The sequence below is a fragment of the Verrucomicrobiia bacterium genome, from assembly GCA_035629175.1.
GTDB lineage: Bacteria > Verrucomicrobiota > Verrucomicrobiia > Limisphaerales > DASXHY01 > DASXHY01.
This window is the reverse complement of sequence record DASPIL010000088.1, coordinates 13,448-29,665: the sequence shown is the minus strand read 5'-3', so window position 1 is coordinate 29,665 and position 16,218 is coordinate 13,448. Positions and strand designations below refer to the sequence as shown.

Annotated in this window: 11 protein-coding genes; 4 read left to right on the top strand and 7 right to left on the bottom strand. The window is 58.9% G+C overall.

Features of this window, described 5'->3' with window-relative positions:
- Positions 1–1,246: DUF6805 domain-containing protein (locus VEH04_15335; protein ID HYG24151.1), on the top strand; the 1,246-nt coding region annotated here is incomplete at its 5' end.
- Between the two features lie 363 nt (positions 1,247–1,609).
- Here the strand turns inward: VEH04_15335 and VEH04_15330 are convergent.
- The 3 genes from VEH04_15330 to VEH04_15320 all read right to left on the bottom strand — a co-directional run bounded on the left by VEH04_15330 (position 1,610) and on the right by VEH04_15320 (position 4,893).
- Complete coding sequence (locus VEH04_15330) at positions 1,610–3,529, bottom strand: rhamnogalacturonan lyase (GenBank protein HYG24150.1); 1,920 nt, start codon at positions 3,527–3,529, stop codon at positions 1,610–1,612.
- A 65-nt stretch (positions 3,530–3,594) separates the two neighbouring features.
- Positions 3,595–4,617 carry an HEXXH motif-containing putative peptide modification protein gene (locus VEH04_15325; protein HYG24149.1) on the bottom strand — a complete coding sequence of 341 codons (1,023 nt, stop codon included), beginning with the start codon at positions 4,615–4,617 and terminating at the stop codon, positions 3,595–3,597.
- 111 nt (positions 4,618–4,728) lie between these two features.
- Entirely contained in the window at positions 4,729–4,893 is a 165-nt protein-coding gene (locus VEH04_15320) for a hypothetical protein (protein HYG24148.1), read from the bottom strand.
- A gap of 74 nt (positions 4,894–4,967) precedes the next feature.
- On the opposite strand from VEH04_15320, the gene VEH04_15315 reads away from it, so the two are divergent.
- Together VEH04_15315 and VEH04_15310 are read left to right on the top strand one after the other, a co-directional pair.
- The gene (locus VEH04_15315) at positions 4,968–5,927 is read left to right on the top strand and encodes a hypothetical protein (GenBank protein HYG24147.1); all 960 of its coding nucleotides are present in this window, start codon (positions 4,968–4,970) and stop codon (positions 5,925–5,927) included.
- Positions 5,928–5,932: 5 nt separating this feature from the next.
- Complete coding sequence (locus VEH04_15310; GenBank protein HYG24146.1) at positions 5,933–6,751, top strand: glycosyltransferase family 2 protein; 819 nt, start codon at positions 5,933–5,935, stop codon at positions 6,749–6,751.
- Positions 6,752–6,933: 182 nt separating this feature from the next.
- Here VEH04_15310 and VEH04_15305 read toward each other — a convergent pair whose 3' ends face one another.
- Entirely contained in the window at positions 6,934–9,063 is a 2,130-nt protein-coding gene (locus VEH04_15305; GenBank protein HYG24145.1) for a glycoside hydrolase family 97 protein, read from the bottom strand.
- A 118-nt stretch (positions 9,064–9,181) separates the two neighbouring features.
- Here VEH04_15305 and VEH04_15300 point away from each other — a divergent pair, with 118 nt between their 5' ends.
- On the top strand, positions 9,182–11,113 hold the full coding sequence (locus VEH04_15300) for a hypothetical protein (GenBank protein HYG24144.1): 1,932 nt from the start codon (positions 9,182–9,184) through the stop codon (positions 11,111–11,113).
- A gap of 182 nt (positions 11,114–11,295) precedes the next feature.
- On the opposite strand, the gene VEH04_15295 is transcribed toward VEH04_15300, so the two are convergent.
- The 3 genes from VEH04_15295 to VEH04_15285 form a co-directional block, all read right to left on the bottom strand.
- The gene (locus VEH04_15295; GenBank protein HYG24143.1) at positions 11,296–11,934 is read right to left on the bottom strand and encodes a response regulator transcription factor; all 639 of its coding nucleotides are present in this window, start codon (positions 11,932–11,934) and stop codon (positions 11,296–11,298) included.
- A 6-nt stretch (positions 11,935–11,940) separates the two neighbouring features.
- On the bottom strand, positions 11,941–15,642 hold the full coding sequence (locus VEH04_15290; protein ID HYG24142.1) for a two-component regulator propeller domain-containing protein: 3,702 nt from the start codon (positions 15,640–15,642) through the stop codon (positions 11,941–11,943).
- A 125-nt stretch (positions 15,643–15,767) separates the two neighbouring features.
- Complete coding sequence (locus VEH04_15285) at positions 15,768–16,181, bottom strand: hypothetical protein (GenBank protein ID HYG24141.1); 414 nt, start codon at positions 16,179–16,181, stop codon at positions 15,768–15,770.
- Between the last annotated feature and the right edge of the window lie 37 nt (positions 16,182–16,218).

Below are 16,218 nucleotides of genomic sequence, written 5' to 3'. Positions count from 1 at the left end.
CGATTACTACGAACGCGCAATGTGGAATCATATCCTCGCGTCCTTGAATCCGGAGAACGGCCGGGTTTGCTACTTCGTGTCATTGGAACCTGGCGGCCACAAACAGTATCTCGGCCTGCACGATTTCACGTGTTGCAACGGAACCGGGATGGAAAATCACGGCAGCTACAACGACAATATCTACTTCCACGGACGCGACGAATTATGGGTCAATCAGTTCGTTGCCTCTGAACTGCACTGGGCTGAAAAGGGTCTCCGGCTGCGCCAGGAAACGGTGTTTCCGAAAGCGGGGCGATCTCGAATCGCGATTCTCGCGGACAAGCCTCTCCGTCTCGCGCTGCACGTTCGCCATCCCGCATGGGCATCCAATGGATTCGCTGTGAAACTGAACGGGCAGACCGTCGACGCCCGGTTTCAACCACAAACCTATGTCACCGTCGAACGTGAGTGGCAGACCGGGGATGTTGTTGAAGTCGAGCTTCCGATGAATTTGCGAACCGAAGCCATGCCCGACAACCCTGCCCGCCAGGCGGTCTTTGCCGGCCCGATTCTCCTCGCTGGCGACATGGGCCCTGTTGGAAGCACAAATGCGGTGCCCGCGTTTGTGACCGAAGAACCGTTGTCGAAGTCGCTCGCAGCTGCCGACGGCGAAGCTTTAAACTTCAGATCGTGGAACATCGGCAAGCCTCGCGATGCAATCCTCAAACCGTTTTACGAATTGCATGATCGGCGCCAGGCGGTTTATTGGGACGTGTTTTCCGCGGAGCAATGGCAGCGGCAGCAATTACAACATGCAGCAGTCCAGGCCGCACAACAGGCACTGGAGGCACGGACGATCGATTGGTTTCAACCGGGAGAAATGCAGCCCGAACGGGATCACAATGTGCAGGGTGAACGCAGCGATGCGGGCGAATACAGCGGCCGTAAGCTGCGTCATGCGGTCGATGGCGGCTGGTTCTCGTTCGACATGAAAGTCGATGCGGCCGGCACCAACGAATTGATCTGCACCTGGTGGGGTTCGGAAACCGGCAACCGTATGTTCGACATTTTGGTCGATGGCCAGAAGCTCGCGACGCAGCGCCTCCAGAACGACAGGCCAGGAGAATTCTGGGAAGCCACTTATCGGATTCCACTGGGATACACGGAAGGCAAAACCAAAGTGTCCATTCGGCTTCAGGCGCATCCCGGCAATTTCGCAGGCGGCCTCTTTGGCGCGCGGATGGTTCGGCCGAATGGCGGAACTTAGCCGGAACGGTTGAGATGAAAAACGATACAAAACCACGAATCCACACGAATGAGCAGCAGCGCCCGTTCATGAACCGGAGCCAGGCAAACCCGTTTTCCCCTGCGAATCAAAATAACCTCACGCGAAGGTCGCGAAGAATAGATAGGTCGAACGGATTTCAGCTTTTAGCTTTTTCGCGTTTCAGCATTTTTCTTCAGATCCGTGTTCATCCGTGTCCCGCCGTGATTAAATTCCCTCTCTCCAATTCGCGATAACTGGCGTAACTCGCGCAGACCCGATTGCCCCCTTTCTGTCCTGGTGGGCGCTGTGTTCATCCGCGGTTAAAGTTCCTCTCTTGAACGCGAAAACCTGGCTGGCGGCGCCTCAACGACGCCGGCGGCTGGATCCCAACAAGGGCGCAAGGTCCTCACCATTACCGATCAGGCGGATGTTCGGGCGGGGCGGCCGTTCCATTTCGTGCCCCAAGTAAAAGCTGGTATGAGGCGGCTTGTTGTACGAGACGTTCTGCCACGCGATCGAGACGCGGTATTGCGGGTCGTGCATCAACGTATAAAGCCTGTGCTCGGTTGGGATCGTTGTCGTAAAAAGCCTCAATGCGCGTCCTCCCGGCGCAGTGGTCACAATTTCCTCCCTCCAATCCCCCAGCAGGTCGCCCACGACACGCGCCCCTCCAAAGCCCGTGCTGAAAAGCCGTTCCTCAGTGGCCGATTCCCAATTCCATTTCGTGACGCCGCTGTTCGACATCAATTCGCGAAGAAGATCGCCGTCCCACCATAACGCCCATCCTGTCGAACGCGGTTTTGTGCCGATCTCAACGCCTTTGATATTGCGCAACCCGCCCGGGCCTCCCCACGCCTCGGCCCCGCGATGCCGCGGATCAATATCTGCAACCAACCCCTGGCCAACGTCGATACCTGGGCTGTGCGACCAGATCACCCTGCCGGTGCGCGCGTCATGGAGCCCCGCTCCCGGCGTTTGAAACCGGGTAGTCTCCTCCTCGTTCTCGCTGATCAGAAACAACTCCAATCCCGCCCTTTCCGGATCGAAGTCGCTGACGTGCAGTGCATCACCATGGCGGCGGCGCGTCGAATACAAACCCTTGCCGTTGTCGTCGACCGTCATCGCCTGATAAACGATTTCATCCCGGCCATCGAAGTCGACGTCGGCAACCGAAAGCGCGTGACCGCCCATTCCTGAAAATGGCGATGCATCCGTGAACGGGGGATAACTGCTTTTCGAATCGAATACCCATCGTTTGGTCAACCTGCCATCACGCCAATCCCAGGCTGCGAGAACGGTGCGTCCGTAAACACCACGGCACATGATCACGCTCGGCCGAACACCGTCCAGATACGCGACGCACGCAAGGAAACGATCGCAGCGATTTCCATAACTGTCATTTCCGCCGTTGCCGCCAATGCCACCCCAGCCGTCAATTGGATCACGGCTGGGAACGTAATCAACAGTCTGCAATGCCGCCCCCGTGCGGCCATCAAAGATCGTGAAGTATTCGGGACCGCTCAGGATTCGGCCGTAGCGTTGCGTCCCCTCCTCCTTGTTCCGCCAGTCCTTGTCCGCATCGCCTATGACCTTTCCCGTCCCATCGCGCGTGCCGTCCGCGGTCTTGCACGCAAGTTCAGCCCGGCCATCCCCGTTGAGATCGTACACCATGAACTGCGTGTAATGCTGGCCTTCACGAATGTTGATTCCCAGGTCAATCCGCCACAGGAACGTTCCATCAAGTTTGTAGGCGTCGAGAATCGGCTTGCCCGTGATGCCCGCGAAAGAGTTGTCCTGGCCGCGCGATGCCTGATGCAAAATGATCTCGTATTCGCCGTCTCCGTCGAGGTCCGCAAGCGATGCGTCTCCTGGACGGTAGCCGTCGATCGCTTGAATCGGTATGTCGATGTAATTGGTTTCCCACGCCCTCGCCGTCCTGCTTGCGGGGAACTCCTGGCCGTTGACCAGCGGGCGGACGAAATATTCGAGCGTTTTCGTGGTATCAGCGGCAGCATCGATGAAATGTGTGGCTGCGCGAAGGGGAGCACGATTGACACGCACCGGGGCTCCGTCAGCAGTTGCGCGATACAGGTTGAAAGCGATGTGTTCGGGATCGGTTCCAAACAGCCGCCAGCTCACGAAGACCCCCGCATTCCCCTGCTTCACGGCAACCACGCCGCGCGTCAGGTTTTCCATCTGACGAGGAGCCGGCAGCGCAGCAACCGCGCTGAAGGCAAACGCAAGCAAGGCGAGGAGCAGGCAGAAGTGGTGCATGCGATGCATCGTTTCACGTCGTGACCGCAGCATCAAGTGCTGCGGCGGGAAACAATGTCACTAAAAGTGTTGAGTCACACCGCGACCCCGTGTGCCGCCATGTAATCAATGGCGCTGCGAATCACCTTCTGGCCGGCTGGCGTGCAGCGTGCATGTTCCACGACGGTTGCAATTCCCTTGCGAAACAATCGCTCGTTCTCCGCCAGTTCCTTTTCCGCCTGCACCCGCTGCTCCGCATTCAACACACCGCTGTCGAGCAGCGTCCGCACAGCGCGGTACATGCGCGCGGTCACAAACGTCGCATGATAGATTCCGTCCATGGGGCGCGGATCTGCGCGGAGAGGCGACGCGTACCGGGCTTCCGGGGAGTTCTCGATCAGCGATTCATCCGCTGAAAATCCAAACAATAAATTGTGCGAACTTTCGTGCGCCAGCATCTGCACCATTGCCAATGGACCGTCGTCGCGGTTCGCATTGATCAGGATCCCGCCCCAAAGCATGAACGACGATGCTCCATCAAAAGTCCACTCGCCGGGTCGCTCGCTGCCCGCAGCAAGAACCACCTCGCGCAACAAGGCGCGAATTTCGTCGGCGAGTTCCGGGTCCCCCTGATCCATCAATGCAAACGCTGCGTTGATGGCCTTCCGGCTTTTTTCCGAAGACGCAGGCGATGGCGGAAAAATCTGGAAAGGAACACCCGGGTCGGTGTCGATTGCCCTTGCATATCGGGCGGCCTGGAAATCTGTTCGCGGGTCAGCGAGGTCCCGCACAACGAGTTCCGGCGGCGGCGTGCGCAAGGCAAGAATCTGTTGGAACAATTGCGAAGCGTATTCCATTTCGTTGTCTTCTATGGCGAGAACAATCTCGCTGTAGAAGGCGAATGCGAGCGGCGAAACACTGCCGCGCTCCAGCCGCGTGACGAACGACGCAAACTCCGATTGAGGGACCGCCAGCTGGCCTCCAGCCTCTGCCTGGATGTATTGCAGGCTTTGTGAGAGGCGCTGACGCATCCGCTTGTCGAGTTCCAGGGCGCGCGCAGCGCTCGGTGCGAAATCGTAAAGGTTTTCGGTCAACGGAGTTTCGAGTGAGGTATTCACAATGACTGCAGGTTTTATGGATCAACGGGAAGCAACTGCCGGGACGCTCTCTAAAACAGTTCAGCCGATTGGAATGACCCAATCGGCTGATTGATTCGAACCATCGATCGACTAGGTGTTGGCTTCGACCGGGGGAAGGCCTTTGCCACCAACTTTCGCACCGATCTTGCCGCCGATGATCGCGCGGGCTTCGGGCGTATTCTTCGCTGATTTGACCTGGTTGAAACCGAACAGTTTGCTCCAATCGAGGTCTACGCGTTTCTGTGTGGATTTCATGGTGTCCGCTTTCTACCATCAGCCCGTCATATGTCAAGCGTAGGAAGTTCTAATCAGTCCTCATCGGCAAAACGATGATTCGCTTTCTCTTGTCGCGCGGCCACGGCTACACGCTTAAGGATGTTAGACGCGCTCGCCAGGCGCCGCCGATTTCAGTGATGTTCTACGACAGCCTCTTCCGTTCGCGCTGCGTCTGGCGGGGCACGTATGTCTTCACTGATCTGGACCGCTTGAGCTATTGGGATCTCGAGCTCGCAGCTCACGCGTATCAGCATCTCCGCTCTGCCGGTGTTCCCGTCTGGAATAATCCCGCGCGAGTCAGGTCGCGTTATCCGCTCTTGCGCCGATTGCACGAGGCCGGGCTTAATGACTTCAATGTGTATCGCGGCGACGAGCCCCTCACCGATGTCCGCTTTCCTGTATTCGTGCGGAAGCTCCAGGGGCATCGCGAACCGCTCAGCGACCTGCTGCACACACGTGAAGAATTGAACCGCGTGATGAACGATGCGATTGGCAGTGGAACACCCGCCGCGAACCTGCTCGTTGTTGAGTTCGCCGCAGAACCCTTTCGCCCGGGGCTTTATCGCAAGTACTCGGCTTTCCGAATCGGCAATCAGATCCTTCCGCACATTTCAGTTCACGACACCTCATGGCTCGTGAAATATGGAAAAACGGGAATCGCAGGCGAAGACTTGTACCGCGAGGAACTCGATGCTCTTCGCGAGAATCCCCACTGCGAGCATCTGCGAAAGGTGTTCGACCTCGCCGACATTGAATATGGGCGGGCCGACTTCGGATTCTTCCGCGGCCGCATCCAGGTGTACGAGATCAACACCAATCCTCGTGTCGTTGGTCCCGGACCTCACCCATCGCCGGCGCGACGGCAGAGCCTCGAATTGGTTTGGAAGCTGTACCTGGATGGATTGCGGGCCATTGATACCCCGCGGGGCTGGCCGGCGCAACTGCCCAACGGCACGCTTCAGAAATTTCGACCGTGGAAAAACCTGTTGGTGCGCACGCGCAAATCACCCTGATCGCCATGAAAATCTCCCTGATCATCAGCACCTACAATCAGCCCGAAGCTCTGCACCAGGTTTTTCAGGGCGTCTCCCTGCAGGACGATTGGCCAGCCGAAATCCTGATTGCTGACGACGGTTCCGCCGAGACAACGCGCCGTCTTATCAAAGAGTGGAGCGCCAGCGCCCGCGCGCCAGTCCAGCATCACTGGCATCCCGACGTTGGATTTCTGAAAACCACCATTCTCAACAAGGCCGTTGCACGCGCGACCGGGGACTACCTGGTGTTTCTCGATGGCGATTGCGTGCCGCACCGCAAGTTCATCCAGGATCATCGCACGCTTGCGGAACGCGGGTTTTGGGTGCAGGGACGGCGCTGTTTCATACGGGAACCGTTCGCCGCGGCGTTCCTACCAGGGCGAACGTCGATCGCGCGGTGGGCTCTGTCTGGAAGGATTGCGCGCCCTTTCAAATCTGTGCGGCTGCCGTTTCCATTGATACGTCGCGACCACGGACAGCGGGGAATCCTGGGCTGCAACATGGCGTTTTGGCGCGATGATGTCGTTGCCGTGAATGGCTTTGATGAATCGTATCTCGGCCGTGGAATGGGAGCGGATTCCGACCTGGGCAGCCGCATCTATAACCTGGGGCGCGGGCGAAAGTTCGTGTATGGCCGGGCCCTGGTTTATCACCTCGATCATCCGATCGCGCCGAGGCCGCACTTCGATCACAACCGCGCGCGTCTCGACGACGTGCTGCGAAGCAAAAGGATTCGCTGCGAACGCGGACTTGATCAATACACAGCGGGGGTTGTCCCGAACGAACAGCCTGTGCTTACGTAACGCAGCGCTTGGTTCTCCTTTGTCGAATCATCGTTACGCGATTGGTTCTTCAACATCGCAAGCGGATGCAAGTCGGCGCTGCCATGTCCGAACTTGCTCGGAGCGATTCTCGGACAGCCCCGGCTTGGAAGCGCCGCGATACAGTCCCGACTCGTGGGGAGACACCTGCGCTACGCAGCGCCTTATCGCGCAACGGCGCGGAATCGGATTGCCTGGCCGCCGCCTGGCGCCAATTTCAGTTCCAGGTTCATGTCCCTCTTCACGGGCCGCTTCTCGACAACAATGGGATACGGGTTCTTGTCGAAGTTCGCGCCATCGCCATCGCGGTAGATTTCCGCCACGTACTCCCGGCCCGGTTGCAGGAATGAAAGCTCCACATTGAGCGTGCGCGATTTTTCATCGGTGACACTTCCCAAGAACCAATCTGCACTGTGACGATCTCGCCGCACGATCGTTACGTAATCGCCAATTTTTCCGTTCAGCACCTGCGTGTCTTCCCAATCGACGGGCACGTCCTTGATAAATTGCAGCGCTTCCGGCCGCTCCTCATAATGTTCCGGCAGGTCGGCTGCCATTTGCACGGGACTATAAATCACGACATATAACGCCAGTTGTTTCGCCAAGGTCGTGGGAACAAAGTTTCCCGCGCGGATATCCTGGAACTGCAGCTTGAAGATCCCCGGGGTGAAATCCATCGGACCCGAAAGCATGCGCGTGAACGGAAGAATGGTTTCGTGCTCAGGCGGATTCCGCCACTCGCCGCTCCACGCGTTGTATTCCTGGCCGCGCGCGCCTTCGCGCGAGACCATGTTGGGATACGTCCGCCGCAGGCCGGTGTCCTTGACGGGCTCGTGAACATTCAGCATCACCTTGTGGCGCGCAGCGGTTTCCATCACACGATGATAATGTTCCACCATGAATTGGCCGTGATGCCATTCCTTCGTGCGTTCTCCCCGCTCGTTCCAGCCGATGACGTTCGGGTCTTCGCTCACGTAACCGCTCTTGACTGCCTTTATGCCAAGCTGCGCGCACAACGCATAGGCGTCATCCATCTGGTTTTCGTAGTTCTTGATTCCCACTGCGGTCTCATGATGGCCGATCAGGTAAACGCCGCGTTCCTTCGCATATTGGGCGAGGCCTTCCAGATCGAAATCCGGGTAGGGCTTTGTGAAACTGAACTTCTCGCCGTTCGCCATCCAATCACCGTCCCACCCAATGTTCCAGCCCTCAACCAGCACCCCGCTGAATCCGTGCCGCGCCGCAAAATCGATGTGTTTGCGCGTGTTCGCAGTCGTCGCTCCATGCTTCGGCCCCGATTCCCATGTCTTCGTCGCCAGATGCATTTCCCACCAGACGCCCACGTATTTCGCAGGCTTGACCCAGCTGACGTCGCCCAGCTTGTTGGGTTCGTTCAGGTTCAGAATCAAATAGCTCGTAATGAGTCCGCCGGGAGTGTCAGCCATTTGAATCGTGCGCCACGGCGTCTTCAGAGAACCCTGTGCCTTCACTTTGTCACCATCCGACCACGGAAACAGATCGGCCTTGAGCGTCGTGTTGGTGGTTCGCGCGAGCCCCATGCTGGCGTAATTCACAAGAGCCGCCTCGTGGATGCTCACGAACAATCCTTCGCGTCCCTCGAATGTGACAGGCGTGTTGACGCGCTTCAGCTGGCTGGCGGGTGAACTCTGGTAGACGTATTCGTATCGAATCGGCTCAAACGCGGGAATCCACCATGCGCGGTAATCCTCCGCTAGGGCAAACTCCGTCAGCTCGTCCATGACGGAGAACTTTCCCCGCCCCGCAGATTCCGGAATCACGTAGCGAAATCCTATGCCGTCATCGAAGGCTCGAAACTCGATTTGCATTCGCGCCGCAGGGGTCCGGTCCTGGGCGAGCTCCACCACGAGAGACCGATACTGGTTGCGAATCTCCCGCTTCTCTCCCCAGGGTTGTTCCCACGTTTCATCGACAGCGCTGCCATTCGTTGAGACCAGCTGGAAAGCTCCGTCGAGATGCGGAGCACCCTTCAGGCGAAAGCCAAGGCGTGACGGCGCAATCACTTCGCGTCCTTTGCGCGCAACGGAATAAAACGGCTGGCCGTTCGTGAGGACAAAACGAATCTCGATGTTCTTTCCGGGAGAGTGCAGCGACACGGTCTGGCCTTGAAGTTCAGGCAGGCTGGCGAGCATCAGGGTGATCGCGATAGAATGAAACCAGCGCGGGAGAAGGATCTTCATGCGGGGAAAATAATCCTGCGCTGTCGCGGGCGACAACCGCATGAAGGTGCGGGTCAGGGCAAGGGAGGAATTCACCGCACAAACGTGCGGTGGACAGCCAACGCGGGTGGCATAGAGTGGGCGATGTCAATCCACCCGGCGAGCGGCGTAATGCCGCCGTCGGTCGGCAGCAAGCGGAAGATCCTTATCCGATATGAATATCCTACCCAAATTCATCATGGCGGCCGCGCTGGCCGCAATCAGCAGCGCCACTCTCCAGGCTCAACCCTTTGCGCGCGGAGAGTTTAACGGTTGGGGCACCACCCAGATGAACGATGACGGCGACGGCTCCTATTCGCTTACCATTTCGGGCGGCACCCCGGGAGCCTTGCATTCATTCAAGGTTGACGCAGTCGGCGATTGGTCGAGCGCATTCCCGAGCCAGGACGCGCGAGCCAAGTACGATGCCAGCGGCGAATTCACGATCCACTTTTATCCGGGCGGACAAAACGACGGGTGGCGCCCGCTCGGCAGCCGCGTGGGCTTTACTGATCCCGGCAACATGCCTTGGGAAATTCACGGCGCGTTCAACAATTGGGATGATGCAGTCGATACGGCTGCACGGCAGATGACCAGCAACGGCAACGGCCTTCACTCCGTCACGTACACCATCCCGACTCCGGGCACTTACGAATTCAAATTCCGGGCGCCCAGCTCGTGGGAGTATTCGATCGGCCCGGAATTCTCACCCAACACTGGAAACGCGTCGGTGACGACGACGGATCCGAACGAGGCGGTCACCTTTCAACTCGATCTTCCGCGGGGCCGCTGGCTGGCCGGCGATCCCCTGCCCGCTCCGACGAATCGCGTCACGTTCCTCGTGGACATGGCGGTGCCCATCCTTGAGTACCCTGCGACCAGCGGTTTCGATACGAATGCGGACATCGTTTACGTTCGTGGCGGATTCAATAACTGGCAGACCCAGGCTGAGTTCGCGCTGACGCGGATGGAAGGAACCACGATTTACAGCAACACAGTGGACATCGTGGGCTACAGCGGCACGGTGGTTTCCTACAAGTTCTATGGCGATCCATTCCCGGGCGAAGAAACCCCGCTGCTCATTTGCAACGACGTGCGCACCGTGACATTGAACGGCACCTCGGTCACCGCTCCGCTTGCCTATTGGAGCGACAAGCAGCTCAGCAGCCCCACAAACCAGCTCACCCTCTCGGTGGACATGTCAGTGCAAATCGCGACGGGGGCCTTTACGCCAGGCGTCGACCAGGTCTACGCGCGCGGCACGTTCAACAATTGGAATCAACTCGCAATGACCCAGTCAGAAAACGACACCAACGTTTATGAAGCTGCGCTCACTCTTCCAAACTGGCCGCTCGGCTCGTGCATTCGTTATAAATTCTTCAACGGCCGCGCAGGCGCTCCGAACGATGGCTGGGAAAGCCCCATCAGCACAGGTGGCGGAGACCGCCAGGTGAACATCACTGCCACGGTCCAGACCAACGGTCCCGTGTTCTTCAACGACGTCGATATATGCGACATGGTCGAGGAAACGAATTACGTCACCTTCAGCGTCAACATGGCTGGCGCTGTTGGCACCTCTGGAACCCCGGTCTATGACGGCACACAGGAAGTTTTCCTGAATGGCGATTTCCTGAGCTGGTGGGCATGGGGCAGTCCGTCTGCCGCCGAGCCCTATCGCATGAACAAGAATGGCGACATCTACAGCATCACGGTTCCGGTTCCGCCCGGGAACAATGTCATGGTCACCTACAAATACTCCATGAACACAGAGGACAACGAAGCGGGTTTTGGCACGAATCACGTCCGCTTCATCCGCTCTGCGGCAGGAGTGACCAATTACACGATGCCGACGGATATGTGGATTGGCACGAATTCCAACAGTGCGTTGCGAACAGAAACCAAGTTCGGCGCGCTCGTTGCCGTTCCCGGTTCGCCCGGCCAGGTGCAGCTGCAATGGATGGGAATGAAGTGTGTGCAGTTGCAGTCCACCACCGATCTGACTACGACCAATTGGGTCAACCACGCGGCGAGCGATGGCGCGAATTCGACGAACATGCCGGCGAGTGAAAGCATGCAGTTCTTCCGCCTGATCGACATGAGTCCATAGTCGCAGGACGATAACGAAACCGCCGGACGCCTCACGCGTCCGGCGGTTTTTCGTTTAGCGGCCGGGCACTTGCATCAGCCGGCCTTCAGCGGCAAACGTGCGCCACTCACGGAAATTTCGTCGCGCGCCGTTCAATACGCGGGTCAAGCGGCGTGAACGCCACGCTCCCTTCACAGCAATGGCTACCCTTTCAAGTACTTCACAACAGCCTCGGTTCGCGAGTGAACATGCAGTTTCTCATAAACCGTCCTCACGTAGCTGCGAACCGTGTCGATGCTGATCTTCATGCGATCGGCAATTTCCTTGTACGCATATCCCTTTGCCAATTGATCCAGAAATTCGCGTTCACCCGCCGTGAGCTTCGCCACCTCGGAATCCACTGCAGGCGCCTGGTTGAAGAACATCACGACCCGGCGGGCAAGTTGCGGCGACAAAGGTGAACCGCCTGCATGCACGTCCCGAATTGCGTCGAGGAGATGCCTGGATGCAGTGCGTTTAAGAAGGTAGCCGCTCGCGCCTGCCTTGAGGGAATTGAAGAGAGAATCGCTGTCCTCGTATACAGTCAGCATGAGAAACTGCACCCGCGGAACCACGCTTTTCAACTGGCGAACGCATTCGACCCCCTGCTTCCCCGGCATGTTGATATCCATTAACACGACGTCGGGCGGATGAAGCGGAAGTTCCTTAAGCGCAACTTCGGGCAGCCCGTAATCGCCCGTGAGCCGCATGTCGCTCGCCCGCCGAATCAACGACACCAGGCCGGCACGAATTCCGTCGTCGTCATCGACAATGGATACCTTGATTGTTTCGGAGCCCGCCATAACTCGCTATTCGCCTTTCTTCCCGAGAATCGGAGCCTGGCCGGGAACGTTCACTGTCAGGGTCACGCGCGTTCCCGCACCCGGGCGTGAATCCACCTCCAGCATTCCTCCCATCTCTTCAGCGCGCCGCCGCATATTGTTCAACCCGTTTCGATGAGTAGCGGCGTGATCCGGGTTCCAGCCCTGGCCGTCATCGCTCACCTTGAGAAGAAGCCTGCCGTCATCGAATTCCCCCTGCACAACCACTTCGCTGGCGCGCGCATGTTTCAGCGCGTTCGTGAGCGCCTCCTTCACCACGAGGAAGATGTTGTGTCGGACTTCCGGTGGCAGCCTCTGGCCGGGAATGTCAGATGGAAAGCTCAGCCTGCATTTCGTTCGTTCCCCGTCAAACAACTCGTGCGCGACATGCGAAATGTATTCGACGAGGCTTTCGACGGTGTCGCTCCCCGGTCGCAGCGCCCATACAATTTCTTCAAGGGCGCGCACCGTCTGGGCGGATGCCTGCGAAATCCTCGCCACCTTCGGCTCGAGCGGACTTGCATGCCCAACATCCTCCTTCAATGAATCGCTCAGCAGCGAAATGCGCGTGAGCGAGGAGCCCAGGTCATCATGCAGATCCTGCGCAATCCGCGCGCGTTCGCGCGCCACCGCCCGCTCCTGCTCCAGTGAACGCAGCCGCGCCTGATGCTTGCGGCGTTCAACGAGGCGCGCCATCGCTCCAGCGAACAGGATCCCGCCAAACGCCAGCGCACCGAGAAACCAGTAGGATTGATAAAAACGCCGCTGCACCTGCAACGGCAGGCTGAGGGCCAGCTCGTTCCACGCACCTGCGCCGCTGCACGCCTTCACCTCAAACCGATAATCTCCTGGCGGGAGGTATCCGTAGAAAACCGAGCGCCGCGTGCCCGCTTCCACCCAGTCAGGATCCGCACCAACCAGCCGGTAGCGGAACCGCACGCGATCCGGGGCGGCGAAGCTGAGGCCGGCGTAATGAAATTCAATTCGTTTTTTCCCGGGAGCGATTCTCAACGGTTCTGCCTGCGACGGAGCGGGTGAGCGATTCAACGCGTGGCGAAACTCAACGGCAGATCCATCTATGAATACTTCCTCAAGCCGCACAACCGGCGGCGGGGCATCGGCCTGGTGCTTCTGCGGGTCGGCCACCGCGATCCCTGAACTGGTCGCAAACCACAACTTTCCCGATCCAGTCTTCATTCCCGCGGGCGAGTAACCGCCAGTGCACTCCTCCGACGGCATTCCCTCCGGGCGTCCATAAAGCACAGGATACAGCGCGGCCGCCCTTCCCGCTGCAACGTCGTCCAGCTCGCGCTTGCTGATACCCGCAAGCCCGCGATTGCTTCCCACCCATAACCGTCCGGAATCGTCCTCAACGATCTGGGAAATTGTGTTGTCTGGAAGGCCTTCCCGCGTGGTGAAATTGCTCAAGCGGTTGTCGCGCCATCGGGCAAGTCCACCCGCGGCCGTGCCAATCCACAACGTCCCCGCACCATCATCGTACAACGTCCTGATCGTGTCGCTCAGCAACCCCGCTCCCTTGTTGATGGCAGCAGATCCGGAATCGAACGGGATCACTCCCTGCCCGTCCGTGCCAATCCACAGCTGTCCATCGCGGCCTTGCGCCAGACAGGTTATGGATCGCGCCCAACTGCTCTTGGGCAGCCAGCGGCCGCCCGTCCGATGCCAGAGCCCGCCATTGCGCGCCCCAATCCAAATCGTCTGATCGCGGGATTCGAGCACGGCTATCACATCTGCGCCACTGACCACGAAGGCGGGACTGGCTTCTCGATTCAACGGTTCTGCGAAATGCATCAGTCCGGATGTCGTGGCGACCCAGCATTGGGTGTCACTGGACACAAGGATCGAGTTTACCGCCGCGCCGCGCAGCAAGGCGTTTGCGCTGCCGATTCGAGTGAATGAGCGCCCTGTCCAACCGAATAATCCGTCTCCAGGTTTTGCGGTCCAGACCACGCCGGGCGCCAGTTCTGCAAGGCCCTGGATCGGCCCGATGCCAAGGCCATCCCCGCGCCCAAAAACCACCAGCTGACTGCGGCGCACGCGGTTCAATCCTGCAGTGGTCCCAACCCAAAGATTTCCTTCCTGGTCCACGATCAGCGCGCCGACAAAGTTGTCGGACAATCCCATCGATGCGTTGAACGCAGCCAGCTTGCCGTTGCGAAATTCAATCAATCCCTCCCCGAGCGAGCTTGCCCACACGGCACCATCAGGAGCCTGAACGAGCGAGGTCACAACAGGACGCCGCACGGAACGCGGCACGCGATATCGGCGCCATTCATCACGCTCACGGCAAAGAACAATATCGTCTCCCGCGCCGACCCAGATCCGTCCGGCCGTGTCTTCCAGCAGGCAATGGACATCCTTCAGCAAGGCTGCAACGGCAGCGGATTGCGCCACGGGAACAAGCGTGTCGTTCGTGTATCGGAACAGGCCCATCCCGCGGACTGCCGCCACGATCTCGCCCCCGCCCGTAGATGTGAGCGCGGTCACGGATTGCCCCTTGAAGAATTCCGGCCCGGCGGTCGCCAGTTTTCCACTCCGAATGCGGCTCAAACCGGAATCCGTGCCCACCCATAAATCACCGCCTGCATCCTCCGCCAGCGCGAGAATTGAATCAGATGCGAGGCCTTGTGCCGTTGTGTAATTCGTGAAACGTCCGTCGCGCCAGGCCGCGAGTCCGCCGCCCGCCGTTCCTGCCCAGAGCTGCCCGCTCGCATCAGCCAGCAACACCTGCACGGGTTGCGCGGGCAATCCGTCCTGCGTTGAATAAGTCACGAAGCGCGTGCCATCGAACCTGCTGACGCCCTCCTCCCCCGCCACCCACAAATATCCTTCACGCGTTTGCGCCAGCGCCCGCACCGAATTCTGCGGCAGCCCCTGCTCTCGTTGCCAGACTCGCACGGTCACGGGACTATGGCCGGCAATCGAGTCCGCACCGGCATCCGGTTCGACGACCTCAAGGCCGCTCACAAAATCTTCGAACGCCGTGGCAACCGCCATCTCGCTGAACACCCACCCGTCTCCCGCGCCACCGTGACGAATGCGCAATTCATCGAACGAAGCATTTGCCGTGAAATCCGTCGTGAGTTCGGTGCGCTGATCGGCCTCAAGCGAACCATGGCTCAAGTCAGGATTCAACCAGACCACAACCTTGTCGTCAGCGTCCGGAACAAACGTGACTTTGATGACAATGACATTCTCGATCCCCCGCCTTGGCAGTTCGTACGGAAGCGGCACGCCCACGCTGGCTGAAGGATCAGGACGCATCGATCGCAGGTCGATGTCTCCGGGCACGGAATTTCCCTCGCCCTGCGCGGAAGTATTGAACGCGCTGTAGGCCCATGCCTTCAGCGAATTGCCGACAGCCAGGCGGCCCGTTCCTTTTTCGAAAAATTGGAATGCGGCGAAAAACTCTTCAGTGGTTACATCCGACAACGGCGAGATTCGGAAGCGAAAATAGAGCGTTCCCGAAGAGCCATTGTCTTGGTGAACCACCCCGCCCAGGATATCGGTTCCATCCCCGGTATTTTGTGCAAGCGTCGAACCCAGATCCGCCCACAACACCACCGCGCGGCAGGGCATGCCCGTCCAGACAAGGAACAGCAAAACGAGCCACCACGCGGCGCGTCGCTGCGAAGGTTGCCGCAAAATGCGGGCGAGGGTCCGGAACATTGGCTGAAGTATGGTGCCGTGGTCCGCGCGAAACAAGCCAGCGCCGCATCGCAGAAGCGCGGCGGCGGGTTCAACGTTAAGGCATGCCAAGACGGGGGATGGCCATCGCCGGGAATGCGAATGGCCTACAGCAGCAAACCCGCAGGCCCGCCAAGAACCGGAACGATTCTCAAGGTGCCCGACACGGCAGGATAGATGTAAGGGATCAATTCGGTCAGAAGCACCCAGAACAACGCGGGAATCGTGGCAATCAGCACTGCCGCTTTTCTGCGATTCAAGCTCTTTTCGAAGGTCACCCACGGCATCGTCGCCAGCCGATGCACCACGCATAGGACGAACGCGAAGACCAGGCACCAGATCCAGAAACACGGAGCCATGAGCAGCGGAACGGAAATCCCGTTCAACTCGCAGGCCAGCCGCCACGTGAGCTCGACAAATGTTTTCGCGAACACAACCAGCCACACCACGCACCACACGCTCAACGCGCCGGCGACAGGCTTTCCCAAACGATTGACCTCGCTGGAGTTTTTCTCGTTCACCTTAAGAATGAATCGAAATTAGCATTTCAATCTGCGC